Source organism: Arthrobacter sp. GmRoot5-12 (assembly GCF_059739365.1).
On the sequence record NZ_AP046056.1, the window covers coordinates 2429416 to 2455010 of the forward strand.

At 66.2% G+C, this 25595-nt stretch carries 24 protein-coding genes; 15 read left to right on the top strand and 9 right to left on the bottom strand.

Features of this window, described 5'->3' with window-relative positions:
• The first annotated feature begins 20 nt into the window (after positions 1-20).
• From AC6JAM_RS11085 to AC6JAM_RS11115, 7 genes are all read left to right on the top strand, one after another.
• Complete coding sequence (locus AC6JAM_RS11085) at positions 21-1304, top strand: ABC transporter substrate-binding protein (protein ID WP_018771752.1); 1284 nt, start codon at positions 21-23, stop codon at positions 1302-1304.
• Between the two features lie 66 nt (positions 1305-1370).
• Positions 1371-2258, top strand: coding sequence for a carbohydrate ABC transporter permease (locus AC6JAM_RS11090; RefSeq protein ID WP_497934665.1), 888 nt, complete (start codon positions 1371-1373; stop codon positions 2256-2258).
• Positions 2258-3208, top strand: a complete 951-nt coding sequence (locus AC6JAM_RS11095; RefSeq protein WP_018771750.1) for a carbohydrate ABC transporter permease — start codon at positions 2258-2260, stop codon at positions 3206-3208. Before AC6JAM_RS11090 ends, AC6JAM_RS11095 begins: the two co-directional genes overlap by 1 nt.
• Before the next feature lie 68 nt (positions 3209-3276).
• Positions 3277-4320: a LacI family DNA-binding transcriptional regulator gene (locus tag AC6JAM_RS11100; protein WP_018771749.1), complete on the top strand. Its 1044-nt coding sequence runs from the start codon at positions 3277-3279 to the stop codon at positions 4318-4320.
• Positions 4321-4359: 39 nt separating this feature from the next.
• A complete protein-coding gene (locus AC6JAM_RS11105) occupies positions 4360-5943 on the top strand; it encodes a glycoside hydrolase family 32 protein (protein WP_056391679.1) in 1584 nt (527 codons plus the stop codon).
• A 34-nt stretch (positions 5944-5977) separates the two neighbouring features.
• Entirely contained in the window at positions 5978-6925 is a 948-nt protein-coding gene (locus tag AC6JAM_RS11110; RefSeq protein WP_497934666.1) for a carbohydrate kinase family protein, read from the top strand.
• A 26-nt stretch (positions 6926-6951) separates the two neighbouring features.
• Positions 6952-8289, top strand: a complete 1338-nt coding sequence (locus AC6JAM_RS11115; RefSeq protein ID WP_478222829.1) for a NosD domain-containing protein — start codon at positions 6952-6954, stop codon at positions 8287-8289.
• Between the two features lie 78 nt (positions 8290-8367).
• Here AC6JAM_RS11115 and AC6JAM_RS11120 read toward each other — a convergent pair whose 3' ends face one another.
• Together AC6JAM_RS11120 and AC6JAM_RS11125 are read right to left on the bottom strand one after the other, a co-directional pair.
• Positions 8368-9657, bottom strand: coding sequence for an MFS transporter (locus tag AC6JAM_RS11120; protein WP_497934668.1), 1290 nt, complete (start codon positions 9655-9657; stop codon positions 8368-8370).
• A gap of 45 nt (positions 9658-9702) precedes the next feature.
• Entirely contained in the window at positions 9703-10971 is a 1269-nt protein-coding gene (locus AC6JAM_RS11125) for a M20 metallopeptidase family protein (protein ID WP_497934669.1), read from the bottom strand.
• A gap of 137 nt (positions 10972-11108) precedes the next feature.
• On the opposite strand from AC6JAM_RS11125, the gene AC6JAM_RS11130 reads away from it, so the two are divergent.
• The 6 genes from AC6JAM_RS11130 (at position 11109) to AC6JAM_RS11155 (ending at position 16647) form a co-directional block, all read left to right on the top strand.
• The gene (locus AC6JAM_RS11130) at positions 11109-12128 is read left to right on the top strand and encodes an Lrp/AsnC family transcriptional regulator (RefSeq protein WP_018771743.1); all 1020 of its coding nucleotides are present in this window, start codon (positions 11109-11111) and stop codon (positions 12126-12128) included.
• Between the two features lie 195 nt (positions 12129-12323).
• Positions 12324-13775 carry a cation:dicarboxylate symporter family transporter gene (locus tag AC6JAM_RS11135; RefSeq protein ID WP_144600312.1) on the top strand — a complete coding sequence of 484 codons (1452 nt, stop codon included), beginning with the start codon at positions 12324-12326 and terminating at the stop codon, positions 13773-13775.
• Positions 13776-13815: 40 nt separating this feature from the next.
• Entirely contained in the window at positions 13816-14115 is a 300-nt protein-coding gene (locus tag AC6JAM_RS11140) for a putative quinol monooxygenase (RefSeq protein ID WP_026266145.1), read from the top strand.
• Positions 14116-14207: 92 nt separating this feature from the next.
• Positions 14208-15086, top strand: a complete 879-nt coding sequence (locus AC6JAM_RS11145; RefSeq protein ID WP_134165102.1) for a Rieske (2Fe-2S) protein — start codon at positions 14208-14210, stop codon at positions 15084-15086.
• A 151-nt stretch (positions 15087-15237) separates the two neighbouring features.
• Positions 15238-15810, top strand: a complete 573-nt coding sequence (locus AC6JAM_RS11150) for a GyrI-like domain-containing protein (protein ID WP_497934670.1) — start codon at positions 15238-15240, stop codon at positions 15808-15810.
• A 3-nt stretch (positions 15811-15813) separates the two neighbouring features.
• Positions 15814-16647, top strand: a complete 834-nt coding sequence (locus tag AC6JAM_RS11155; protein ID WP_018771738.1) for an MBL fold metallo-hydrolase — start codon at positions 15814-15816, stop codon at positions 16645-16647.
• Between the two features lie 86 nt (positions 16648-16733).
• On the opposite strand, the gene AC6JAM_RS11160 is transcribed toward AC6JAM_RS11155, so the two are convergent.
• From AC6JAM_RS11160 to AC6JAM_RS11180, 5 genes are all read right to left on the bottom strand, one after another.
• Positions 16734-18242, bottom strand: coding sequence for an HNH endonuclease signature motif containing protein (locus AC6JAM_RS11160; RefSeq protein WP_497934671.1), 1509 nt, complete (start codon positions 18240-18242; stop codon positions 16734-16736).
• A gap of 81 nt (positions 18243-18323) precedes the next feature.
• On the bottom strand, positions 18324-19523 hold the full coding sequence (locus AC6JAM_RS11165; RefSeq protein WP_497934672.1) for an N-acetylglucosamine-6-phosphate deacetylase: 1200 nt from the start codon (positions 19521-19523) through the stop codon (positions 18324-18326).
• Between the two features lie 3 nt (positions 19524-19526).
• On the bottom strand, positions 19527-20330 hold the full coding sequence (locus AC6JAM_RS11170) for a copper homeostasis protein CutC (protein ID WP_497934673.1): 804 nt from the start codon (positions 20328-20330) through the stop codon (positions 19527-19529).
• Positions 20315-21094, bottom strand: a complete 780-nt coding sequence (nagB, locus tag AC6JAM_RS11175; protein WP_056391656.1) for a glucosamine-6-phosphate deaminase — start codon at positions 21092-21094, stop codon at positions 20315-20317. The genes AC6JAM_RS11170 and nagB overlap by 16 nt, the downstream gene beginning before the upstream one ends.
• 57 nt (positions 21095-21151) lie before the next feature.
• Positions 21152-22402 carry a PTS transporter subunit EIIC gene (locus AC6JAM_RS11180; RefSeq protein WP_018770723.1) on the bottom strand — a complete coding sequence of 417 codons (1251 nt, stop codon included), beginning with the start codon at positions 22400-22402 and terminating at the stop codon, positions 21152-21154.
• Positions 22403-22633: 231 nt separating this feature from the next.
• On the opposite strand from AC6JAM_RS11180, the gene AC6JAM_RS11185 reads away from it, so the two are divergent.
• Together AC6JAM_RS11185 and AC6JAM_RS11190 are read left to right on the top strand one after the other, a co-directional pair.
• Entirely contained in the window at positions 22634-22864 is a 231-nt protein-coding gene (locus tag AC6JAM_RS11185) for a PTS sugar transporter subunit IIB (protein ID WP_018770722.1), read from the top strand.
• On the top strand, positions 22864-23322 hold the full coding sequence (locus AC6JAM_RS11190; protein WP_018770721.1) for a PTS sugar transporter subunit IIA: 459 nt from the start codon (positions 22864-22866) through the stop codon (positions 23320-23322). Before AC6JAM_RS11185 ends, AC6JAM_RS11190 begins: the two co-directional genes overlap by 1 nt.
• Before the next feature lie 10 nt (positions 23323-23332).
• Here the strand turns inward: AC6JAM_RS11190 and AC6JAM_RS11195 are convergent, their stop codons facing one another.
• Both AC6JAM_RS11195 and AC6JAM_RS11200 read right to left on the bottom strand, forming a co-directional pair.
• Positions 23333-24085 carry a GntR family transcriptional regulator gene (locus AC6JAM_RS11195; protein WP_018770720.1) on the bottom strand — a complete coding sequence of 251 codons (753 nt, stop codon included), beginning with the start codon at positions 24083-24085 and terminating at the stop codon, positions 23333-23335.
• 111 nt (positions 24086-24196) lie between these two features.
• Positions 24197-25591 (bottom strand): MFS transporter, encoded by a 1395-nt coding sequence (locus tag AC6JAM_RS11200; RefSeq protein ID WP_497934675.1) that lies wholly within the window; start codon positions 25589-25591, stop codon positions 24197-24199.
• Positions 25592-25595: the final 4 nt, after the last annotated feature.

Below are 25595 nucleotides of genomic sequence, written 5' to 3' on the forward strand. Positions count from 1 at the left end.
GAGAAAGTGAGTCGACAGCGATGTCCACTCGTAAAAACATCAACAGGCTCGCCACAATCGGCGGTATCTGCACCGTCGTCGCCCTGGCTGCCTCCGGGTGCGGCGCAGGGGGCCCGGCATCATCGTCCGGGAGCGCCGGCACCAGCACCGTAAACGTCCTGGTGGAAGCCGGCGGCCACGCCGAGCTGACGGGCGTCGCGGAACAATGCAAGAAGGAAACCGGCGTCGACGTCAACTTCGTCGAACTGCCCTACGACGGCATGTTCAACCGTCTCTCCAGCGAATTTTCCTCCGGCACCGTCTCCTTCGACGTCGCCGCCCTGGACTCCGTCTGGCTGCCCAGCTTCAAGGACGCCGTCCAGCCCATTGACGAACTCTTTACCGATGAGGCAAAGAAGGACATCTTCCCGGCGTTGGTCAAGGAAGCCAACGTGGACGGCCATTTCATCGGGATGCCCGCCTGGACCAACGCGGAAATCATCCTGTACCGCAAGGATCTGTTCGAGGACGCCAAGAACAAGGCTGACTTCCAGGCCAAGTACGGCTACGGGCTCGCCGCCCCTACAACATGGAAGCAGTACCAGGACATTTCCGCGTTCTTCACCAAGGACGGCATGTACGGAACCGACGTCAAGGGCGGTGTGGAAACCGAATGGCTTGCCCACGTCCTGCAGGCCGGCTCGCCCATGGTCCTGGATGCGAACAACAAGGTGGTCATCGACAACGCCGCCCACAAGGAAGCCCTGGACTTCTACACCAGCCTCGTCAAGGACGCGCCCTCGGGTGCCGCACAGGTTGACTGGGCTGCCGCGCAGAACCTGTTCAACCAGGGCAAGACGGCCATGACCCGTTTCTGGGCCCACGCTTACCGCCAGATCCCCAAGGACTCGGCAGTGGCCGGCAAGGTTGGTGCTGCACCCATGATCGCCGGTTCAGCCGGCGTCGGCGGCGTGCCAGGCCCCTGGTACCTGTCCGTACCGAAAGCCACCAAGAACGCGGACGCCGCCAAGAAGTTCGTCAAGTGCGCCTACGACTACAACGACAAGGGCATCGAGTCGAATCTTGGCCTGGCCGCACGCATCTCCGCCTTCGAGAAATACCAGGACAAGCCAGGCTATGAGAGCTTCAAGCCCCTGATCCAGACCCTCAACGGCAAGGCCACGGCCACGCGCCCCGCTACCGAAAAGTGGCAGCAGATCGTGGACACCGTGCTGGTGCCCATGCTCCAGAAGGCTGTCGCCGGCGGTGACTCCGCAACTCTCCTCGCCGATGCCAAAAAGCAGATCGAGGACCTCCTTAAGTAAGACCCCCGCGGCCGGCGCCTGACTCACCGGCGCCGGCCGCGGCCCCAACCAGCGGAAGAGAAAACCGTGCGTATCTCCGATCGCCGCTTCGCATTGTTCCTGATGACACCAGCGGCGCTGTTCCTGGCAGTTTTTGTGGCCTTTCCGCTGTTCCGCCTGGTGGCGGACAGCTTCTTCAAGATTTCCCCGATTGCCGGCGGCCCCCGCGAGTTCGTAGGCCTGGACAACTACGTCAGGGCCTTCGCCTCGGAGGCCTTCACCGGCGCAGGGTGGCGGACACTTGCCTACACCCTGGTGGTGGTCACGCTGGAATTCGCGCTGGGCCTGGGCATGGCGCTGCTGTTCACCATGCTGGGCAAGAGCTCCCAGATCTGGCGGACCGTCTTCATGTATCCGCTGATGATCGCCCCCATCGTGGCCGGCCTGCTGTGGAAATTCCTGATGATCGACAACTTCGGCCTGATCGGAACCCTCCTGCACCAGACGGGGATCCTGTCCGACCCCAACCAGATCGGCTGGCTGTCGGACCCGGGCATCGTGCTCTACTCGGTGGCCGTCCCTGACATCTGGCTGACCACATCGTTCATGTGCCTGGTGCTCTTCGCAGGCCTGCAAAACATCCCCGGTGACCTGATCGAGGCAGCACGGCTGGACGGTGCACGCGCACCGGCACTGCTGTTCCGGATCATCCTGCCCCTGCTGCGGCCGGTCATCGCCGTCGCCCTGGTGGTCCGCGGCATCGACGCAGCCCGCGCCTTTGACACCATCCTCATCCAAACCAATGGCGGCCCGCAGTCCGCGTCGGAAACCATGAGCCTGCTGATTTACCGGACCATGATCCGGTTCGGAGACCCCGGGCTGGCAAGCGCCATGGGCACCCTCTACCTGCTGGCCATGCTTGCCGTCGCCTTCGTGGCGGTATCCACCATTTGGCGGCCAGGGAAGGACAACTGATGAGAACCGCAGAAAGAGTCAGGCACGACGGCGGGGCCACGGCCATGGCGCCCGGGGCACCTTCGGCGCCGGTCGCCACAGGCAAGGAACGCAAGCGCCGCGGTGTGAACCGGGAAGGCCTGGAAGCAGGCCGGCGGGGCACCCGTACCCTGCTGTGGGTCCTCCTGGCGGCAGCGATGGTGCTGTACGGGTTCCCGTTCCTGTACCTGCTGTTCACGTCCTTTAAGACGCCGATCGACACCATCGCGGTGCCGCCCACCATCCTTCCCCGGGAGTGGACGCTGGAGAACTACGCCAATGCGCTGGGCCGCAGCGGCGTGCCGGCGTCGTTCATCAACAGCATCCAGACGGCCATCATCAGTACCGTGCTTTCGCTGGTGCTGGCGGTGCCGGCGGCATACGGCATCACCCGGTACAAGACCCTCAGCGGCCGGATCTTCATCATGGCCGCGCTGGTGACCCGGATGGTGCCGCCGGTGGCCATCGGAATCCCGCTGGCGTCCATGATGGCCTCAATGGGGTTGGCCGACACTCCCATTGCCCTGTCCATCGCCCACACCACCATTTCCTTGCCGCTCTCGATCTGGCTCATGTCCAGCTTCTTCGAAGCGGTGCCGAAGGACCTGGAGGAAGCGGCCACCGTGGACGGGTGCAGCCGGCTGGGAGCCCTGTGGCGCGTGGTGATCCCGGTGGTGTCCGGCGGCATCGCGGTCACAGCCATCTTCGCCTTCCTGGCCTCCTGGAACGAGTTCCTGTTCGCGCTACTGATGACGGCCATCCGCTCCCAGACAACGCCCGTGGTGATCGCGAACTTCCAGACGCAGTTTGGCCTGGACTGGGGATCCATGACGGCCCTCGCCGCCGTGTATTCCATCCCCGTCATCCTCCTCACGCTGCTCCTGCAGCGCAGGATCGTGGCGGGCATGACCCTCGGCGCCGTCAAGGGCTAGATCACCAGCAACGAGTAGCCTACTGGTAGCCCCAGGGGCATCACTGACCATAAGGACGTGGGAGACAGATGAGCAACAAGAACATCGGCATCAAGGACGTGGCCGTGGCCGCCGGCGTGTCCGTCACCACCGTCTCCCATGTCCTCAATGACGTCTCATACGCCAGGGTGAGTCCGGAAACCCGGAACAAGGTGCGGTCCGCCGCCGAGCAGTTGGGGTACGGGCCAAACCGCCTGGCCCAGGCGCTGCGCACGCAGAGGACCGGCATGCTGGGCCTGGTCAGCGAGGATATCGCCACCACGCCGCACGCCGGGCGGATCATCCTCGGCGCCGACGAGGCCGCCAAAGCACGCGGGTACAACCTGATGATCATCAACACCTCCGGCTCGGCCAGCCTGGAGTCCCGGGAGGCCGACGTCGAGGCCCTCCTGGACCGCCGGGTGGACGGAATCCTCTACGCCACCATGTACCACCGCAACGTGGAACTGCCGCCCAACCTCGGCAGCGTGCCCTCCGTCCTGGTGGACTCCGTGGCCACCGGCGGAAACATCACCGCAGTGATCCCGGATGAGGAAGGCGGTGCCCGCGCGGCCGTGACCGCGCTCCTCGAAGCGGGCCACACCCGGGTGGGATTCATCAACAACACTGACGACGTCCCCGCGACCCGTCAGCGGCTCCGGGCCTTCCGGGCCACGCTGACGGAAGCAGGGCTCGACGGCGACGCGGCACCTGTCGAGTCCGAGGTTTCCGAGGTGCATGGCGGCTATGAAGCGGCCCGGCGCATCCTGGCAGGCGCCCACCGGCCGACGGGCCTGTTCTGCTACAACGACCGGATGGCCATGGGCGCCTATCGCGCCGCTGCCGAACTGGGCCTGTCCATCCCGGCCGACCTTTCGATTGTCGGCTTCGATGACCAGGAACTGATCGCCGCCAACCTTTATCCGGGCCTCACCACCGTGGCCCTGCCGCACTACGAGATGGGTGCCTGGGCCACCGAGCACCTGATCGACGCCGTCGAGGGGAAGACGGACCTTTCCCTCATGGCCCTTCACCCGACCATCCTGAGTTGCCCCCTGGTGCGCCGCGACTCCATCGCGGCGCCCCGCCAGTAGGCAGCCAGCTCCTTCCACTTCCCAAGGGGAACACCAGACATGTCCAGTTGCCTTGATGCCGCCCGCCCGGAAACAGCTCCGGCAGAAATCTCCAGGTTCCGGCCTGCCATCCATTTCACGGCAAGGGATACCTGGCTGAACGATCCCAACGGCCTGGTGTTCCACGACGGCCTGTACCACCTCTTCTACCAAAACAACCCCTATGGCAGCGTCTGGGGCAACATGTCCTGGGGCCACGCCACCTCCCGTGACCTGCTGCACTGGACGGAACACCCGGTGGCGATTGCGTGCGACGAGACGGAGGACATCTTCTCCGGCAGCGTCGTGGTGGACCGCGGCAACACGGCCGGTTTCGGCACGGCGGACGCACCCGCCCTGGTGGCCATCTACACCAGTGCCTTCAAAGCCGCGTCAGAACTGAACGGCACGCAGGCCCAGTCCCTCGCGTACAGCACCGACGGCGGCATGACGTGGCAGAAATACGACGGAAACCCTGTCCTCACCAGGAATTCGGCGAACTTCAGGGATCCCAAGGTGTTCCGCTACCAAGGGGAGCTGGGCGCGTACTGGGTCATGGTCGCGGTCGAAGCGCATCACCAGCAGGTGGTCTTCTACCGTTCGGATGACCTCAAGTCGTGGGATTTCCTGAGTGATTTCGGCCCGGCCAACGCCGACGCCGGTGACTGGGAGTGCCCCGATCTTTTTCCCCTCGCAGTGGACGGGGACCCGGCCAACACCAAATGGGTCCTGATCGTCAACGTCAACCCCGGCGCAGTGGCTGGGGGATCCGGCGGCCAGTACTTCGTGGGCCAGTTCGACGGCGCCCGGTTCGTTCCGGACGCAGGTTCCCTCGTGGCTCCGGCCGGGCTGCGTACCGTCCCGGACCCCTCGGAGGCTTCGGCCGCGCTGCGGCAGTGCCTGTGGCTTGACTGGGGACGCGACTGCTACGCCTCCGTTTCGTTCAGCAACGCCCCGGATGACCGGCGCATCATCATCGGCTGGATGAACAACTGGGACTACGCCAACGAACTGCCCACAGCCCCATGGCGCTCTTCCATGACCCTGGCCCGCGAACTGCGTCTCACCGCAGTCGATGGCTGCGCCCGCCTGGTCCAACAGCCGGTCCTGCCGGAACCCGGCACAGGGGGAGCACTGCCCGCCGCAGGGGAGCACCTGACCGTGGAAACGGTTGAGCTGCGGAACGAAGCCCTCCGCCTGCCGGACCCCGTACCCGGCAGTGCCCAGGTCATCGAGGCTGACATACTGCCCGGCACGGCGGACCGGATCGGGTTCCAATTCTTCGGAAACAGCGACGGCACCGCCGGCGCCATCCTCAGTTACGACCCAGCAACTGCCCAACTCATCCTTGACCGCAGGCAGTCGGGAAACACTGGCTTTCACGGGAAATTCGCTTCGGTTGAGTCCGCGCCGGTCCACCTTGAAAACGGTGTCCTGAAGCTGCTGATTGTCGTGGACCACTGCTCGGTCGAAGTCTTCGCCCAGGGCGGCAGGACGGTCCTGACCGATCTCATCTTCCCAGGCCCCGGCAACACGGAGAACCGGCTGACGGTCGACGGAGGCCCGGCAACAATACTCAAGCTCGCCGTCAGTGAACTTGCTTAACGGTTCGCCCTCGCCCAACGAAAGGTCCAAAAAGATGCCAACAGTCCAGCAGGCTGCCGACCCAAGGCAGGGCATCGACGTGGTTGTTGTCGGTGAAGCCCTCATGGACATCGTGGTCACGCCGCGGGGCACCGTGGAGCACCCTGGCGGGTCGCCGGCCAATGTGGCCTATGGGCTCGGGCGGCTGGGGGCAAGCACGGCATTGTTCACCTCGATCGGCGACGACCACCACGGCTCCGCCATCGAACAGCACCTCCAAAGCGCGGGAGTCCAACTCCTGCCGGGTTCCCGGGTCCGCGGCGCGACCTCTACGGCCACCGCGGTTCTGGCGTCCGACGGTTCCGCCCAGTACGACTTCAACATACGGTGGGACCTCCCACGGACCGCCCCGGCGGTCCTTCCCAAAATCCTGCACACCGGTTCGATCGCCTCCTTCCTGGCACCGGGAGCGCAAGGAGTCAGGGAGCTCCTTGAGCAGTCCCACGAGCGCTGCGTGGTCACCTACGATCCCAACATCCGCCCAGCCCTGCTCGGCAGCCACTTTGAGGCAAAGACCGTCTTCGAGGAACTTGTTCCGTTCACGGAGGTGGTGAAACTCAGCGATGAGGACGCCCGCTGGCTCTATCCGCGGCTGGCCGTGGATGACATCGCACAGCGAATCGTTGGGCTTGGGGCCGGTCTCGTCGCCGTCACCATGGGCGCGGAAGGATCCCTGCTCACAACAGGTGGCGCACGGGTGGAAGTACCGTCCGTCAGGTCGGCGGTGGTGGACACCATCGGGGCCGGCGACTCGTACATGGCTGCCCTCATCTACGGACTGCTTATGCGCGGAGCAGACGGGCTGGCACCGTCGGTGCTGGAGTCCCTGGGCCGCATGGCAGCCAAGGCAGCGGCCATCACGGTGCGCCGCCCAGGGGCCCACCCTCCAACACTGGAGGAACTGCGGGAGGACCTTCCCGAGCATCAGCCGGTGGCCCCATGAACACCACAACACAAAGGGAAGAAGCCATGTCCAGCAACAACTACTACGACGTGACGACGTGGCCTGCCGGCGACCCGTTCGAGGACGTCGGTGAAGTCATCAACAGCATCATCGATGACATCAAGCACCGGCAGGCCGCCACCGATGCGAACAGCGGCGGAAAACCCGGCGCGGTGATCTACATACCGCCGGGGGACTACCGGCTGCGTACCCAGGTGCTGATCGACATCAGCTTCCTCAAGATCCAGGGATCGGGACACGGGTTTACGTCCTCCAGCATCCGGTTCAACGTTCCCGAAGACGACTGGCCCAACCTGCACGAGCTGTGGCCCGGCGGCAGCCGCATCCTGGTGGACATTCCCCTCAGTGGCGGCAGCGGGGAATCCCAAGGCGCCGCCTTCTACGTGGAGCGAACCGGGAACCCGCGGATCAGCTCGGTGGAGTTCTCCAATTTCTGCATTGACGGGTTGCACTTCAGCCCGGACGGCTCGGGGATGCATCCGGAGAACACGTACGTCAACGGCAAGACTGGCATCCATGTGGCGAACGCGAATGACTCGTTCCGCGTCAACGGCATGGGATTCGTGTACCTCGAGAACGCCCTGACCATCTACAACGCTGATGCGCTTTCCATCCACGACAATTTCATCGCCGAATGCGGAAGCTGCATTGAACTGCGCGGGTGGGGGCAGGCGTCAAAGATCACTGACAACCTGATCGGGGCAGGCTTCAAGGGCCACTCGATCTACGCGGAGAAGCATGGCGGCCTCCTGGTCACCGCAAACAACGTCTTCCCCCGGGGTGCCAGCAGCATCCGTTTCAACGGCGTCACGCGCTCAAGCGTCACCAACAACCGCCTGCATTCGTTCTACCCCGGCATGGTGGTGCTCGAAGCGAACAGTTCGGAAAACCTCGTGGCCACGAACCACTTCCTGCGCGACCATGAGCCATGGACCCCGTTCCAGGGAGTCGGGAACGGACTGGACGACCTCACAGGGCTTCTCTGCGTCAGCGGCAACAGCAACTCGGTGATCGGGAACCACTTTTCCGAGGTCATCGACGCGCACAGCGTCCGGCCGGCCGGCGCCACGCCGGTCATCATCCGGCTGATGGAGGGGGCGGGCAACTTCGTTTCCAACAACCATGTGGTGGCCCTTGACGTTAATGCCTCGTCGAGTGACTCCTGCTTCGAGGCCCAGGTGGGCGCCCTGCTGGCCACTGGCGCTGCCGACGGCCTCGCCGTGACGGCCGTCGTGGTCGATTCCGCGTCAACGCGGAACACCATCCTTGATTCCGGAACTGACGCCCAAATCAGCGCTGACAGGGCCGCGAATGCCGTCAGGGCCACCCCAACGGCCGGCTGACAACGACAAGCCGGCTGACAACGACAAGAGGTCCCCGGCGCCGGAATGCTCGCCGGAGACCTCTTGGCAGCGGGACGGTCAGTGCGTCAGGTCCTTGCCCTTGGTCTCAGGGATGGTGAACACAAATGCCGCGCTGACCACCAGCAGCAGCACTGCGTACGCATTGAACACCTGCGGCGCGCCAAGCGAGGAACCCAGCCACTGCTGCAGGTAAGGGGCGGTGCCACCGAACAGGGCCACGCAGATGGAGTAGGGGACGCCCACGCCTACGGTGCGGATGGACGTTGGGAACAGCTCGGCGTACACGGCGGGGACGATGGCTGCGCTCGCGGCGATGAACACCAGCATCACGGACATGGACACCCCCAGCTGCCAGGCCGAATCCTTCAGGAGCCAGGTCATGGGGAAGTGCAGCACTGCCGAGCCGATGGCGCCGGCCCAGAGGACTTTCTTGCGGCCGATGCGGTCGGACAGCTTGCCCCATACCGGCAGCGCGGCGATGAACACGATATTCGCGATGACGCCGGCCCACAATGCCTCGCCGCGGTCGATCTTCAGGGCGGTGGTGGCGTAGCTCGGTGCCACGACGCCCCAGATGTAGTAAATAACCGTGAGGCCCACGGTCAGGCCGATGACCTGCAGCGCCTGCTTGCGGTAGCGGACAATCTGCGGCCAGATCCGCGCGCGCTTTTCGGTGACGGCTTCGCCCTGGAAGGCCTCGGTTTCGTGCAGCCGCGACCGCATGATCAGCGCGTACAGGCCCATGGCGGCACCGATGAGGAACGGCACTCGCCAGCCCCACGCGTTCATCGCCTCGGTGCTCAGGGCCATGTTCAGCACGGCTCCCAGCAGCGTGCCGAAGAGGATGCCCACCGTCCCCGACGTGTAGATCAGGGTGGCCCAGAAGCCGCGGTGCTCCTTGGGAGCCATCTCGGACAGATACGTTTGCGACGACGGCAGCTCACCGCCGTGCGCCAGGCCCTGCACCAGCCGGGCCACCAGCAGCATCAGGGAAGCGAACGCCCCGACGCTGGCAAAGGTGGGGGCGACGCCGATCATCAGGCTGCCCAGCGACGCGAGGCCGACGGCGAGCGTCATCGACGTCTTGCGGCCCACCCGGTCGCCGATCCAGCCGAAGAGGAAGCCGCCGAAGGGCCGGGCCACGAAGCCCACGGCGAAGATCGCCAGCGTGGACAGGACGGCCGATGCCGGGTCCGCTTTGCTGAACAGTTGGCTGGCAATGAACGGGGTAAACGTGGCGTAGATGGCCCAGTCGTACCACTCAACGGCGTTGCCGATGCCGGTGCCGACGACGGTCTTGGCGGTGGACATGCGTCCAGTCTGTGGCTTGGTTGCTGCAACGGACATGGTCTTCTTCCTGGTGGGTTGGGGCATGGTGGCGGTGCTGCCGGGCTAGGAGGCCTGCGAAAGGGCGGCCAGCCGGGAGATGGCGAGTTCCGCATAGAGGGCGGCCCCGTCAGCCAGCACGCCGTCGTGGAACGTTGCGTAGGGTGAATGGTTGAACGGCGAGGTTGCCGGATCGCCGCCCGGGGCCACGGCGCTGAGCCCCACAAAGGTGCCCGGTACCTCTTCGAGGACCCGGGAGAAGTCCTCCGAGCCGCTGAGGGGGGTGGCCCAGCGCGAGAGGCGGCGCTCGCCGAAGAGTTCGGTGATCACCTTTTCGGCGGTGTGGGTTTCGTCCTCGCTGGTGATGGTGAGGGGATACTCCTGCAGGTAGTCGACGGCGACCTCCACCCCGTGCGCGGCGGCGATTCCCTTGAGCAGGCGCGGCACGGCGTCCATCATCTTCAGGCGCGATGCTTCGGAGAACGTCCGGATGGTGGCCTCGATGCGGGCCGATTCGGGGATGACGTTCCGTTTGGTGCCGGCATGGAGCACGCCCACGGACAGGACCACGGGATCGAACATGTTGAACTGCCGGGTGACCATGACCTGCAGGGCAGTCACCATCTCTGCCGCCACGGTCACCGGATCCTTCGCCGAGTGCGGGGCCGAGCCGTGGCCGCCGGCGCCCAGCACCGTGACTTCCAGCCCGTCGGAGGCGCTGAGCATGACGCCGGGCTTGGTGCAAAAAGTGCCATGCGGCTCCAGTGAGGAGAACACGTGCATGCCGTAGGCCGCATGGACGCGCGTGCCCGCGGCGTTCAGGACACCTTCCCGGAGCATGTAGCTGGCGCCGTCGAACCCTTCCTCACCCGGCTGGAACATGAGGACGACGTCGCCACGGAGTTGGTGCCTCTTCTCGGCCAGAAGGGTGGCGGCGCCGGCGAGCATGGAGGTGTGCAGGTCGTGGCCACACGCGTGCATGGCACCGTCAGCCTGGGAGGTGAAGTCCACGCCGGTCTTCTCCTGGACAGGCAACCCGTCCATGTCGGCGCGAAGCAGGACGGCGGGGCGGACCGCGCTGTCCCCGGCATGGCTGTCCCCGGCACTGCTGCCGCCGTTCCCCTGCTCCCCGCCCGGGTGCCCGCCGCGCAGGACCGCGGTGACCGACGTCGTGTCCTTGCCCAGCGTGATCTCGTAGGGAAGTCCGTCCAGCGCCTGAAGGACCCGCTCCTGGGTGCGGGGGAGGTGCAGGCCAATTTCCGGCTGCCGGTGCAGGTCGTGGCGGATCCGGATGAGCTCTTCCTGCAGGTCCTTGGCGTCGTCGGTTATGGGCACGTGTCACTCCTTGGAAATAGGCATCAGGGCTTGTGGACTATTCTGAAGTGGCGTGGTTCACATCAGACGAAAGCGCTGGAATTATTCGTGGAATGCCGCTTGTGGGCAGAATTCGCGCATCAAAGAAAGGTGGTCCGATGGAGCTCAGTGAGGATGACCTTGCCCTGATCCAGGTCCTGCAGGCCGCGCCGCGCCTGGGGTGGACGGACGCTGCCAAGGTACTGGACGAGCATGCCACCACGCTGGCGGCCCGCTGGGAGCGCCTGACGGAAAGCGGGGCGGCGTGGGTGACGGCGCACCTGGCGGGTGACCCGAAGCAGATGCTCCTGGCCTACGTGGCGGTGGACTGCGAGATGAACCGCCGGGACAGTGTCACGGCGGAACTGGCTGCTGTTCCCGAGATCGTGACGGTGGAGGAGGCGGCCAGCAACCGCGACCTGATGCTGACCGTCATCACACGTTCACTGGAGGAGTTCAGCGACAAGATCATTACCCGCCTCAAAGCGGTTGAGGGGCTCACAAAATACCAGGTGGCCCTGTGCACCCGGCTGCACAGCAGTGGCGACGACTGGCGGTTGAATGTCCTGAGCCGTTCACAGTTGGCCACGCTGCGGACGCTTGGCTCCCCGGCTGTTCCGGATTCCGCTCGGCCCGGCCACCTTCCGCAGAGCCACCTCGACCTGCTGCCGTTCCTTGCCAGGGACGGCCGCGCGACGGCGGCTGGGATGGCCCGCTCCCTCGGACGGCACCCGGCAACCGTGCAGCGTCAGTTGAACCGCGTGCTGGCAAGCGGCATCCTGTCGTTCCGCTGCGAGATCGCCCAGCGGTATTCGTCGTTTCCGGTGACCTGCCAGTGGTTTGTCAACGTACCAGCGGGCCAGCATGAGGCGGCTGCCGCCGGGATCCGCACCATCAGCAATGTCCGGTTGAGTGCCTCCACCACCGGGCCCACCAACTTTGTCATCATCATGTGGCTCCACACGCTGGCGGATGTCATGTCCGCCGAACTGGCGCTGCAGCAGAAGGTGCCGGGCATCGAGATCGTGGAAAGTGCGGTGATGCTGCGCACCGTCAAGCGGGTGGGCTGGATGCTGAAGGAAGACACGACGGCGAGTGGCGCCGTCGTGCATGCCGGAAGCCTGGGTGCCGCGGAGTGAGCGGGCATTGCGCCGCAACAGCGCACACGTCCCCTGGATAGCACGCTTCATCTTTAATAGTTCCGCATTACGGATTTATCTTTCCGGAAACATCCGTTTCCTACCGTTGGGGTGATCCTGCGGCGTCCGATGGCGCCGCCGTCCGAAGCAGGCGTCCTCCTGGATGACGTCCTCCCTAACGAACAGGCACCCCGCATGAAGACCACCGCGCCCGCACCGCAGCCGCAAGTTCCGGCATCCGCGCCACGCACGAAACCGCTGTACAGGTCCCTCTTCGTCCAGATCCTCGCGGCGGTGGTGGCGGGTATCCTGGTGGGCCACTTCTGGCCGGACCTCGGCGCAGGGCTCCGTCCGCTGGGCGACGGCTTCATCCAGCTGATCAAGATGATCATCGCGCCGCTGATTTTCCTGGTCATCGTCACCGGCATCGCCGCGGTCAGCGACGTGAAGGCCGTGGGCCGGGTGGGTATCAAGGCCCTGGCCTACTTCACGGGTGCCACCCTGTTCGCGCTGGTCTTCGGGCTGGTGGTGGGGAACCTGGTGCAGCCGGGAGCCGGGCTCAACATCGACCCCGCAACCCTGTCCCAGGATGCCCTCAATGCCAAAACCGCCACCGCCCCGCCCAAGGATGCCGGAGCCTTCCTGCTGGGCATCATCCCCACCAGCGTCATTGGCGCCTTTGCCGGCAACAACCTCCTGCAGGTCCTGTGCTTCTCCGTGTTCTTCGGGGCGGCGATCGTCGTCGTCGGACGTGAACGCTGCCTGCCGGTGATCACCCTGATGGAAACGGTGCTGGAACTGTTCTTCAAGATCATGGCCTGGGTGATGCGGGCAGCGCCGGTGGGTGCCTTCGGTGCCATGGCCTTCATCATCGGCCAGTACGGCCTCGATTCCCTGGGGACGTACGCTGTGCTGATTGCGGCCTGTTACGGCGCCGCGGTGGCATTCATCGGGCTGCTGTTCGTGGTGGCGTGGGCCTACCCGCGGGTGCCGCTGTGGCAGTTCATGAAATATACGCGCGAGGAGTTCCTCCTGGCGCTGGGGACGGCGTCCACGGAGTCCGTACTGCCCCGGATCATGACCAAGCTGACCAACGCCGGCTGCTCGCGTGCCACCACCGGGCTGGTGGTTCCCACCGGCTACTCCTTCAACCTTGACGGGGCCGCCCTGTACCTCTCCATCTCGCTGCTTTTCCTGGCGCAGGCATTTGGCTACAGCCTGGACCTGGGCCAGCAGTTGGCGGCCCTGGGAGTCCTGATGCTGACATCCAAGGGCATGGCGGGCGTTCCCGGTTCCGCCTTCCTGGCCCTGTCCGCCACTGCCGGGGCGCTGGGCATCTTCCCGGTGGCCGGCGTCGCGCTGCTGCTGGGCGCCGACCGGCTGATGGACTCCATGCGCGTCGTGGTGAACCTGCTGGGAAACTGCGTGGCCACCTTTGTCGTGGCCAAGTGGGAAGGGCAGTTCGACCGCGCCGCCATGCTGCGTGCATTTGCCGGTGAAGGTACGACGGCGGAAGCGGCCGGGCAGCCAGCCCCCACCAAGGTGCCGGAAGAGGAAGCGCCGCGCTCCGCCGTCGGGCCTGCCCACCAAAGCGCCGTGTCAGGCGGCGTCCCTGCGGAGCCCGCCGCGCCGGCGGTGGTCCCGTAAGTTCACCACCTCCTTCAACCCCATGCTGCACAATGTCCCCATGACGTTTGCCAATGTGGGACTTCTTGGAACCAAGCCAGGCCAGCGCGACGCCCTCGTGGCCATCCTGCTCCGGCCCAAGCCCGGGATGAAGGAAGCCGGCTGCCTTCTCTATGAGGTGGGCATCAACGATGACCTGCCGGACACCGTCTTTGTTTCCGAACTCTGGGAATCCGCGGAAGCGCACCAGGCGTCGCTGGAACTGGCCAGCACGCGCGCCGCAATCGCCGAGGCGATGCCGCTGCTCTCAGGGGAGATGGGAGGCCACCGGTTTGCCGTTGTGGGGTCACCCCTGCGCTGACGGCGCCGGAGGCAGCCTGCCCAATAAACAGGTCTCCTGGACAGGGTGTTCTGTGATGAGTGGATTGCGGCGATTGGGGTAAGGGAGGACACATGAAACCGTTGCCCGCACTTGAGCTTGTCACCCGTTTCGAAGATGCCGAATGGCTTGACCCGTTGGCCAGGACTGTCCGGAAAGCCGTCAAGAAAGTCATCAAGCCCCAGTGGGCCCGGGACATCCTGCACGGCGTCCCCATCGGCCACCCGGTCCACCCCCTCGCTGTCCAGGTGCCGATTGGCGCCTGGGTCTCGGCGGGCGTGCTTGATGCCGTTCCCGGTGGCGAAAAAGCTGCCAGGTTGTTGATCGGTGTGGGCACCGCAAGCGTGCTTCCGTCCGCGCTGGCCGGGCTCATGGACTGGTCGCAGCTGCACCCGCAGCAGCAGCGGGTGGGCCTGGTGCACGCGGCGGCTAACGTCACGGCAACCGGCCTCTACATTGCATCACTCGTCCAGCGGGCCAGGGGCGGCCAGGGCGGCGGCAAGGTGCTTGCGTACCTGGGGCTCGCCACTGTGGGCGCCGGCGGGTTCCTTGGCGGGCACCTGACCTACCGCCAAGCCGCAGGGGTCAACCACAGCGAGGAGATTCCGCACCGCTTTCCCTCCGGCTGGCATCCGCTGTCCCCGCTGGCCGAACTGCCGGAGGGCGGCCTCCATAAGCGCGTCGTGGCCGGTATTCCGCTGCTGGTCCACCGCGAGGGCACCACCATCAATGTGCTGTCCGATGTCTGCAGCCACCTTTCCGGACCGCTTCACGAAGGCAAGATCAAGGACGTCGGCGGGGACGCATGCGTGGTCTGCCCCTGGCACCGGAGCACGTTCGCACTGCGCACGGGCGAAGTGAAGGCCGGTCCCGCCACGTCCAGGCAGCCGGTCTTCGAAACGCGCGTCACCGGGGACACCGTAGAAGTGTGCCTGCCCGGGGCCGACGGGTAGTGCGGGCGGACGGGTAGTAAGGACATTCGGCCCTACTGGCTGCTGTCACGCCGGGGAAAACTGGCTCCATGGGTTGGCTGCGTGTACGGTGAGTGACCTCCGGCAGGACATTGCGTCTCTCTACAAAACCCGCAAAGGAACTGTCGACTTCGTGGACGTTCCTCCGCTGCTCTTCGCTGTCGTCCAGGGTCAAGGGGACCCTGATGGGCCAGCATTCGCCGGGGCGGTGCAGGCGTTGTTTACCGTCAGCTACGCGGCACACTTTGGTCTTAAGAAGCAGTCCGGTGAGGTGACAAAAGTGATGCCCCTCGAAGCCTTGTGGTGGTTCGAGGCCCCGGATCACACGGAGCCGACGGAAGCCGTGAGCGCAGGCTTCACGGGACTCGGGGGCTTTGCCCGGGAGTCATGGCGCTGGCAGGCCATGATGGTGCAGCCTGAACCGATCGATGAAGCCCTTCTTGAGCGGGCCGTGGAAGAAGCCCGTCCCAAAGGGCTTCCCAGTTTGGAGTTGGTCCGCTTCGAGCGTTGGGAAGAGGGCCGCTGCGCGCAGGCGCTCCATATCGGTCCCTACGCGGATGAAGGCCAGACCATCGCCCTTCTGGACGCGGCCATCACGGCCGCCGGATTGAAGGTCCGGGGGCGGCACCATGAGATCTACCTCGGCGATCCGCGACGCAGCGCACCGGAAAAGCTGCGCACTTTGCTTCGCCACCCAGTGGTGTGATTCATGATGGTGCGGATTTCAGAACCACGGGAGATTGCCTCCGGAGTGGTCCTCATGACCACCGGTTCAGGGCCCATGGCCTCAAATCTCTACCTTGTGAGGTCAGGTTCCGCGTGGGTGATGGTTGACTGCGGATGGGCGGCCAGTGCGGAGCCGGTCCGCAAGGCTGTGGAAGACATGCTCGGATCCGGGACTGCGCCCGCAGCCATCTTCCTGACGCACATCCATCCCGACCACTCGGGCGCTGCCGGGGCCCTGGCACGGCGGTGGGACATCCCGGTGTTCGTCCACCAGGCTGAATTGCCCATGGCTGCCGGGCGGTACATCCCTGAGTTCTCCATGCCGTTGGACCGGTGGCTCATCGCCCCGTTCCTGTGGTCCCTGCCGGCCCGTGCACGCCGGCGGGTTGAAGCCGCAGGCGACATCACCGACGTGGTGCAGAGCCTGCCCCGGGACGGAAAAATGCCAGGTCTACCCGAGTGGGTCGCCGTCCCAACGCCCGGCCACACCGCCGGACACGTGGCCTACTGGCGATCCCGCGACGGTGTCCTGATCACTGGTGATGCTGTTGTGACGGTCAACTTGAACTCGATTCGCGGGCTCCTGCCGGGAAGACAGGATCTGTCCGGGCCTCCCTGGTACACCACGTGGAACTGGAAGCTGGCCATGGAATCAGCCAGGCGCCTGGCGGAGCTGGGGCCGCGGTTGCTGGCACCCGGGCACGGACCGCCCCTGGCCATGGGGGTGGTGCCCCGGCTCCGGGCCCTGGCCGCCAGGGAGCGTGCCTTGCGGATTCCACTTCGTCGCCGCCTTGGGGGAGCGCCCGAGGCTGCATAGCCACATGGGCGTCGGCAGTAAACCAGGCATGCGTAACCGCTGCTCCGCCGCAGCCTGACAGTCAGTCTCAACCTACGTGGCCAGTCTTAGACGGCGAGGCGCTCCAGGAGCGCTTCCTCTAGGAGGCTTCGTTGCCCCGGGAGGGTGCCTGGCGGCCAGTGGGTTGGTTCGGGGTCTTGGTGTTCGGGGTTGTAGTGGCGGCCTGTGGGTGAGGTCCAGCCGGGCGGTCCGTTGTTGGTGGCGGGGTCGGGGGTCCAGGTGCGGGCGTGCTTCAAGCGGTGATGTTTGGGGCATAGCTGGGCCAGGTTCCGGACGGCTGTTCTGCCGCCGTGTTCCCAGGCTGTGAGGTGGTCGGTGTGGTTGTCGGGGGTGTGGTTGCTGCAGCCGGGGAAGGTGCATTTCCGGTCCCGCATGCGGATCCATTGTTTGATGGTTTCGGGGAGCCGGTAGCGGGTGCGTCCGATCTCCAGGGGTGCCCCGTCGCGGGGGTCGACCAGGACCCGGTAGAACGACTCCGCCCCGTCCGCGACAAGCCTCCGCGCCATCGACGCCGGGATGGGGCCCAGGCCGTCCAGCACGGCCGGCTCATCGGTGAGTCCGAGCAGGGCGAAGAACGGGACGGTGACCAGGACATCGGCCCGCGGGGTGGGAACCTTTCCAACACCACCGCTACTCCCGGTAGTTGTTCCCGCAGGATCACCCGTAGCCCGTGCAGCCCCACCCACAGCAGCCTCACCCGTGGCCGTGGTGTTTCCTGCGCCGAGGAGGAGTGCTGCTGCGATGTCGGGGCGGAGTTGGGTGAGGGTGCGGGGCTCGTCAGGGCCTTGGAGGCCGCGGGCGGTGGCGGTGGTGCGGTTCCAGATGGCGCAGGCGGTGTCACCGGGGAGGTAGAGCGAGAGCCAGGCCATGCCGTCGCGGTCCGGGGTGTATTCCATCCGCCGGTCCGCGACGCCTTTGGCGTGGCGTTTGGCGAGGGTTTCGGGGTGGTGGCGTTCCCGCCAGGCGCGGACCTTGGCGCGGAACCGGGCAGGGACGAGTTCACCGGGCGCGGCGCCGCGGGCGGGGTTGGGGGCGTCGGGGTCGAAGAAGTGCGCCACCAAGGCAGCAGCCCCGTCGGGGGTGAGGCCTTCGGTTTCATCGGCGACAATCCTGGCATGCTGCCACGACACCGACCCAGACGACAATGCACCCATCACCCGCGGCAATGAACACATCCGCCGGGACTGCTCCACCAAAGCACCCGCCGCCCCAGAACTCACTGTCAGGACTCCGGCGATCTCCTCCACCGCGGACATCTCCGAAAACATGCGCTCATCCACCGGGGCGTCAGGGGCAAGCAGTGCCTGCTGGAAACCGACGCACTCCGCCGCATCGCGCGCCTTGACCGCCGCGAGCTGAGCCTCCAACCGCCACACGGCCGCCAACCGCTCCAGACACAACTCGTACCGCCGCTGCAACACATCAACAGCGGCACCTGCGACGGCCCCCAAACCAGCTGAATCGAGGGAAGCGTCTTCCAGAACCAGTACATCCAACGCAGCAACGGAGGCACGAACGCCCTCCATCACCGCCGCCAGGTCAGTACTGATTTCCATAAAAACATCGTCCTACGAGGCACTGACAATAATAGGTCGTGGGTAGGCCACGGCAGCAGACGCCCATCGCCGCAATGCAGCTCAGCCGGGTGCGGTGACCCATTCGCCGCTTCGCAGCACTGCCTTCAGGTTCAGGTCCTGGTCAAGAACGACGACGTCGGCCTGCATTCCGGCGCGCAGGTCGCCCGCATGCGCCGAGAGACCCAGCAACGATGCCGGGACTGCCGACGCGGAGGTGACGGCATCCCGCAACGGAACTCCGGCAGCAACGCAGGAGCGGATGACGTCCAGCAACGTGCTGGTGCCGCCGGCAATGGCGCCAGTGGCGTCAACCCGGGCTACGCCGCCGGCAACTGTGACGGAGAGGGACCCCAGCCTGTACTGTCCGTCCTCCAGGCCGGTGGCGGCCATCGAATCGGTCACCAGCGTGATGTTGTGCGGCCCCACAAGGTCAAACACCAACTTCACGGTTTCCGGTGCCAGATGCACGCCATCGGCAATCAGCTCCACCACAGCCTGCCCGGCCTTGGCTGCGCTGAGGCTCGCCGATACTGGCCCGGGGGAGCGGTGGTGAAGCGGAGGCATGGCATTGAACAGGTGGGTTACCGTTGGGCGGTTCCTGCCGGTGGAATTGCCGGCCGAGTCCAAAGCCGCGGCCGCGCGCGACAAGAAGGCTGCCGCCGTCGCATGGTCCGCGGCGGTGTGGCCCAGGGATGGGATGATGCCGCGGGCCGCAAGCTGGGCGGCAAGTTCGGAGGCGCCGGGCAGCTCGGCCGCCAAGGTCATGGAGGCCAGGGTTGGCCCTGCCGCGGCCAGCATGCGGGCCACCACCTCAGGATCCGGTTCCAGGAGCAGGACGGGATCGTGCGCGCCACACTGCTGGCCTGAGAGGAATGGACCTTCCAGGTGCGATCCGGCAATCAGCCCCAGGCCTGCCAGCTCCCGCAGTATCTCCAGGTTCCGGACCAGGTCCCCGGGCTCTCCGGTAACCAGGCTGGCCAGCAGCGTGGTGGTCCCGCGGCTGTGCAGGTAGCGTGCCGCCCGCTCGGCGCCGTCGGGATCGCCCTCCGAGAAATCCGAACCGTAGGCGCCATGGCAGTGCACGTCCACCAGTCCCGGCACCAGGATGCGTCCGCCGGGTGCGTCCGGCGGAAGTACCCCGGGGAAGTCCTGCGCCGGGCCCGCGAAGGTGACCAGGCCGCCGTCGGCCGCCACCACCCCGTCCGCAATATCCAGCGAGGCGGTGACGATGCGGCCGCGAAGAAACAGTTCCTTGCCCATCGGTTACCGTCCTTCGTTCGTCGGTTGGGGCAGCGGCACGGCCGCCACGGCGGCAGCCATGCGGGCGGCCAGTCCGTGGTCCGCGGCGCCGGCGCGGTCCCCGCCCGCCCCGCCCCCTTCCCGGGGCCGCGCCGAGGTGTGCACGGCATGGACTCCCGCTTCAAGGAGCGACGGTACCAGCGCCAGGGTGACACCCCCACCGGCCATGATCTGGACCGAGGGAGCACTCCGGCGTCCCTGCCGCACAATCCTGCGCAGCATCTCCAGCCCCGCGGCGCAGTCGGGGGCCCCACCACTGGTGAGGACCCGGTCCACCCCTGCGTGCTCCAGCCGGGAGAGCGCCCCGGCAGGGTCCAGGCCGGCGGCCAGGGCTGCGTCGAACGCGCGGTGGAACGTGACTTCGGCATCCGGCCTCACGGCCCGCGCTGCTGCCACAATGTGCCGGATTGCCTGGACATCCGGGCCGCCGTCGGATGCCAGGACACCAACCACCACGCCCGCGGCTCCGGCACCCAAAGCCGCAGCGGCATCGCGCTCAATGACATCGAGCTCGCCGGGCGAATAGGTGAAGTTGCCCGGCCGCGGACGCACCAGGACATGGACGGGAAGGCCCAGGTCGCACGCCTGCCCGATGGTGCCGATGCTTGGCGTGACGCCCTCTGTCTCCGCCAGGGCGGCGCACAGTTCAACCCGGGCCGCGCCCACGGCGGCGGCCAGCCGGACGCCGTCGGCATTCTCCACGGCCAGCTCAAACTGCGGCGCGGTGCCTTCCACGGACACAAGCCTGCCGCTCAGAGTCCCTGCCATGCCGGCTTCCGGCCGAAGGTGTCCTGGTAATACTCGCGGTGGGCGAGCCGGGAGGCTGCGGCCTCGTCCACCAGTACCGAGACGTGCGGGTGCAACTGGAGGGCCGACGCCGGGCAGATGGCCGCTACGGGACCTTCGACGGCGGCAGCCACAGCCTCTGCCTTGGCCTCCCCCGTGGCCAGCAGCAGCAGGTGCCGGGCCTCACGGATGGTTCCCAGGCCCTGGGTCAGCACATGGTCCGGCACCTCCTCCGGTGCATCAAAGAAGCGGGCGTTGTCCAGGCGCGTCTGCCGGGTGAGCGTCTTGATCCGCGTACGGGAGGCCAGCGAGGACATGGGTTCATTGAAGCCCACATGGCCATCCGTCCCGATGCCCAGAATCTGGATATCCACGCCGCCCGCGGCGGCGATCCGGGCCTCGTAAGCGGCGGCCTCCGCCTGCGGATCCCGGGCCATGCCGTCCAGTCCGCGGACCGCGCCGTCGCCGAAGTCCACGCTGGTCGTGAATTCCTCCCGGATGACCGAGTGGTATGACTGCGGATGCCCGGCAGGCAGTCCCACGTACTCGTCCAGCAGGAACGCCTGGGCCTGCGCGAAGCTCAGGCCGCCGCTGCGGTGCCGTTCGATAAGTTCCTGGTAGGTGCCCAGCGGGGTGGACCCGGTGGCCAGTCCCAGGACGGACGGGCCGCGGCGGACCTGGTCCTCGATGGCATCAGCGGCCGTGCGGGCCACGTCGTCAGGGGTGGGAAGGATGATGATTTCCATGCGCTCTGGGTGCTTCCGGTTGCAGTTGCGGGAGATGGGGATGAAAACGGGGTGGCGCTACTTGGCGGCGTCGGTCTCCACGGTGACTTCGTCGTCCTCGCGGCCGGGGGTGCGCAGATTCCAGCGCTTGATGACGAAGGAGAAGAGGAAGTAGTAGATCGCCGCGTAGCCAAGTCCTATGGGGATGAGCAGCCAGCCGTTCTGTGATTTGCCGAAGTTGAGGACAAAGTCGATCAGGCCTGCAGAGAATGTGAACCCGTGATGGATTCCCAGCGCGTTGACCAGGGCCATGGACGTTCCGGTCAGGACGGCGTGGACGATGTAGAGCGGGAAGGCCACGAACATGAAGGAGTACTCAAGCGGTTCGGTGATGCCGGTGAAGAAGGCGGTCAGCGCGGTGGAGAGCATGATGCCGCCGACGATCTTCTTCTGCGAGGGCTTGGCGTGGCGCCAGATGGCAAGCGCTGCTGCAGGCAGGCCGAACATCATGATGGGGAAGAAGCCGGTCATGAAGATGCCCGCGCTGGGGTCTCCGGCGAAGAAGCGGTTGAGGTCACCGCGGACCAGGTGGCCCGAGGCGTCGGTGTAGTCGCCGATGAGGAACCAGACGCCGGAGTTCAGGATGTGGTGCAGTCCCGCGGGGATCAACATGCGGTTGGCGAAGCCGTAGATGCCGCCGCCGGCAACAGCATTGCTGGCCACGGCCTGGCCCACCGCGGAAAGGCCGGCGTTGAAGAGCGGGTAGGCCAAGGCAAGGACGACGCCGGCTACCAGGCTGGAAACGGAGGTCAGGATGGGCACCAGGCGGCGGCCGCTGAAGAATCCAAGGAAGTCCGGCAGTTTTGTGCGGTAGAAGCGCTGCCACAGCGATGCGGAAAGCAGGCCCACCACAATGCCGGCCAGGACGCCGTAATTGATCATCGCCTGCTTGCCGGCCGGGTCAACCTGTCCTGCCAGGACCAGCGGGGACATGGCCTTGAAGACGCCGTCGATCACCATGTAGCCAACGACGGCGGCCAAAGCAGTGGAACCATCGGCCTTCTTGGCCCAGCCGATGGCAATGCCCACCGCAAAAATGAGCGGCAGCCAGGTGAAGACCGCATTGCCGGCTGCGGAGATGACGGCGGCGCCGCCTTCGAATCCAGGAATGGCGCCAAGCAGGTCGGCCTGGCCAATGCGCAGCAGGATGCCTGCGGCGGGAAGAACGGCGATGGGCAGCATCAGGGTGCGGCCCAGGCGCTGCAGTGTGGCAAACGCCTTGTTTGGCTTCTTTTCGGGAGCCAAGGCGGCGGTCTCGGATGTTGACATGGTTGCACCTCTGCGGGTTCGGGTGGGGCTTGTAAAGGAGGGGTTCCAGCCGGTACTGTCTGGTTATGACCAGTTCAGTGTGATTCATCCCACGAGTACCTGTCAAGGCAATGGGAAATCCCGCCGGGCCATTCAAAAGGCCGGTGGTGGAAGCCATAATTGGTCGCACTTGGGCCGCCGGCCCCGGTGAGGAAGCAGTGCTCCCAGCGGGCACCATCAGAAAGGGCAACCATGTCCAAAGCAGAAAAGATCATTGAAGGACTGGGCGGCGCCGGCAACATCGTGGAGATTGAAGCCTGCATTACCCGCCTTCGCACGGAGGTTAAAGATGGTTCCCTCGTGAACGAGGCCTCCTTGAAGGCCGCCGGAGCCCACGGCGTGCTGACCTCCGGCACGGCTGTCCAGGTCATTGTTGGCCCGGAGGCCGACAACCTGGCCGAAGACATCGAGGACCTCCTCTAGTGGGTCAGTCCCTGGTGGTGCTGGCACCCATCGCGGGTACCGTAATTCGCCTTGCCGAAGTCCCGGACCCTGTGTTCGCCGGCCAGATGGTGGGTTCCGGGGCCGCAGTGGAACCGCCGGCGGGCGAGATGTTCGACGTCGTGTCCCCCGTAGCGGGAAAGGTGGTCAAGCTGCTGCCGCACGCCTTTGTTGTGGTTGAGTCCTCGGGGCGCGGCGTCCTCACCCATGTGGGCATCGATACGGTCAAGCTCAAAGGCGAAGGCTTTAAGCTTCTGATTGCCCAAGGCGACACTGTCGACGCCGGCGCTGCCGTCATGCGTGTCGATCCCACCGCCGCCCTTGCGGCAGGTTACTCGATGGTGAGTCCCGTCGTCGTCCTCGATACCAAGCCGGACGTGGCAACGCTTACTGGAGCCGGCACGGTCACCGCCGGCCAGGAGCTGTTCTCGCTGGACTAGGGGTTGGCTTCTAGAGCCGGACTTCCATGTTCAGCGAGTAGCGGTCGGAGCGGTACCACGAACGTGAATGTTCGATGGCAAGGGGGCCTGAATAGGACACCCGGTCGAAGGCCAGCACCGGCGCCCCCGTGCCGGTTCCGAGGAGCGCCCCCACATCCGCGGGGGCGCCCTCGGACCGCACGCTCTGCCGTGCCCTGTCGATCTGGTGCCCGAACTGCGCGGCGAGGGCTTTGTAAACCGAGCCGGTCAGGTCGATGTCCAGAAGGCCGCGGGCATGTTCGGGGTTGTACCAGGCGTCATCCACGCTGACCGGCCGGCCGTCTGCCAGGCGGAGGCGCTTCAAGTGGATGGCCTCGGAGCCCGGCGGCAGGCTGAGCGCCTCTGCCGTATCCGCGGGGGCAGCGCCCGCTTCGGCCACCAGCACCACCGTACTGGGCACGTGTCCCATCGCCTCCATTTCCTGCGTGAACGAGGCCAGGTGGAGTGTTGACTGCACTGGGGAATCCGCCACGAAGGTACCCTTCGCCGGAACCCGGACCAGGTGCCCCTCGTTGACCAGGCGGCCGATGGCGGCGCGGACTGTAATGCGGCTGACACCGTAGGAGTCCATGAGCGTCCGCTCGCTGGGAAGCCGGGCGCCGGGCTCCAGTTCCTCTTTGGCGAGCTTGAGTATGATCAACCGCAGCTGCTCGTGCTTGGGGACCTGGGTGTTATTGATGGCCGTGGCCGCCGCTCCGGCGGTGCTCCTTGATGTGGCGGACAATTGAGGCCCCTCCTGCTGCTGGATAAGTCCGGTCCGGACCACCTGCTTGGATTATTCCACAGGCGCGGGCCGCGGGGGGCCGCCCGGCCACCTTTGTTGCCGGGCCGGGCGTTAGCGCACCAGTTCCGCATCGCGGGGCGCGGCAGGCTGCCGCACTGCCCTGGTGCGCAGTGCGAGCATGAGCACCGCACCCAGCAGGGCGGGCGCCGCGAAGGCAATGGCGGCTACGGGGACGCCGCCGCCTAAGCCCACCAGCAGTGCGCCGTAGGTTGGGCCTGCGATGGCTCCGATGCGTCCCACAGCAAGTGCCCAGCCAAGGCCGGTGGCGCGGGTGGCGGCAGGGTAGAACTGGGCGATGTAGTCGTTGATCATGTTCTGCGTGCCCAGGCCGCCGAAACCTGCGACGGCGGCGAGCACCGTCATGAGCGCGGCCGGCGGGTTGGCGGACATCAGGAGCAGGGCTGCCGCTGCACTGGCGAACCCCACCACCACCAGCGGCCCGGGCCCGAACTTCTGGCTGGCCACAGATGCCAGGACGGTGCCGACCACGGCACCCACCGAGTAGGCCAGCAGGAATGACACAGAGGATCCGACGCCGAACCCGGCAGTGCGCATGATCTGCGGCAGCCACGTGCTGACGCCAAAGATGGTCAGCAGGCTCAGGAGAGTGATGCCCCACAGCAGGACTGTGGTCTTGCCGGTGCCGTTGGCGACGAGGGCGCGCGTGGGAGAGACCCGCACGGCTGTGGCCGGGACTTCCGTGGTGCGGGGCAGCCCGTAGGCGGCCTCGATGCTGTCGGCCTCTGCGGTGCGGGACCGGGTCCGCAGGAACGACGGTGACTCCGGCAGCAGGAACCAGGCGAAGGGAACGATCAGCAGCCCTGCGGCACCGATCGCGTACACCGGGCGGAAACCACTGGACTCCAGGACAGCGAGGGACGTCAGCGAAGCGGCAACAGTACCCGTTGCCGGCCCGGTCAGCACCGCACCGAGGACCAGTGACTTCTTCCCCGGCGGCGCGAATTCATTGGTGAGGGCTACCGCCGTCGGCAGCAGGCCGCCCACGCCGAAGCAGGCGATGAAGCGGAACGCTGCGAAGAGCTCCCAGCTGGGTGCCATGGCGCAGGCGAGCATGGCCAGCGAGAACAACGCCAGGGCGGACACAAAGATCCGGCGGCGGCCAAGCCGGTCCGTGAGCGTACCCACGATGAGTGAACCGAGCAGCATCCCCACCAGCGCCAACGAGCCCACCGCGCCTGCCGCGGCGGGCGTGACATTGAAGGGCGGCTGCCCGATCAGGGCGGGGAGGGTGGCGCCGTAGACGTAGAGGTCGTAGCCGTCGGCGAGCAGGCCAAGCCAGCACAGCACGAAGATACCGGCCAGGGATTTGCTGGGGGCATTGGAGTTCATCATTGATTCCAATCGGGTCAAGGGACGCTGGCGGTATGCCTGCGGGACGTCCATCAGCTTGGCCTGCTGCAGCAGCCCTGCGAACGGTCTTTTCACTGGG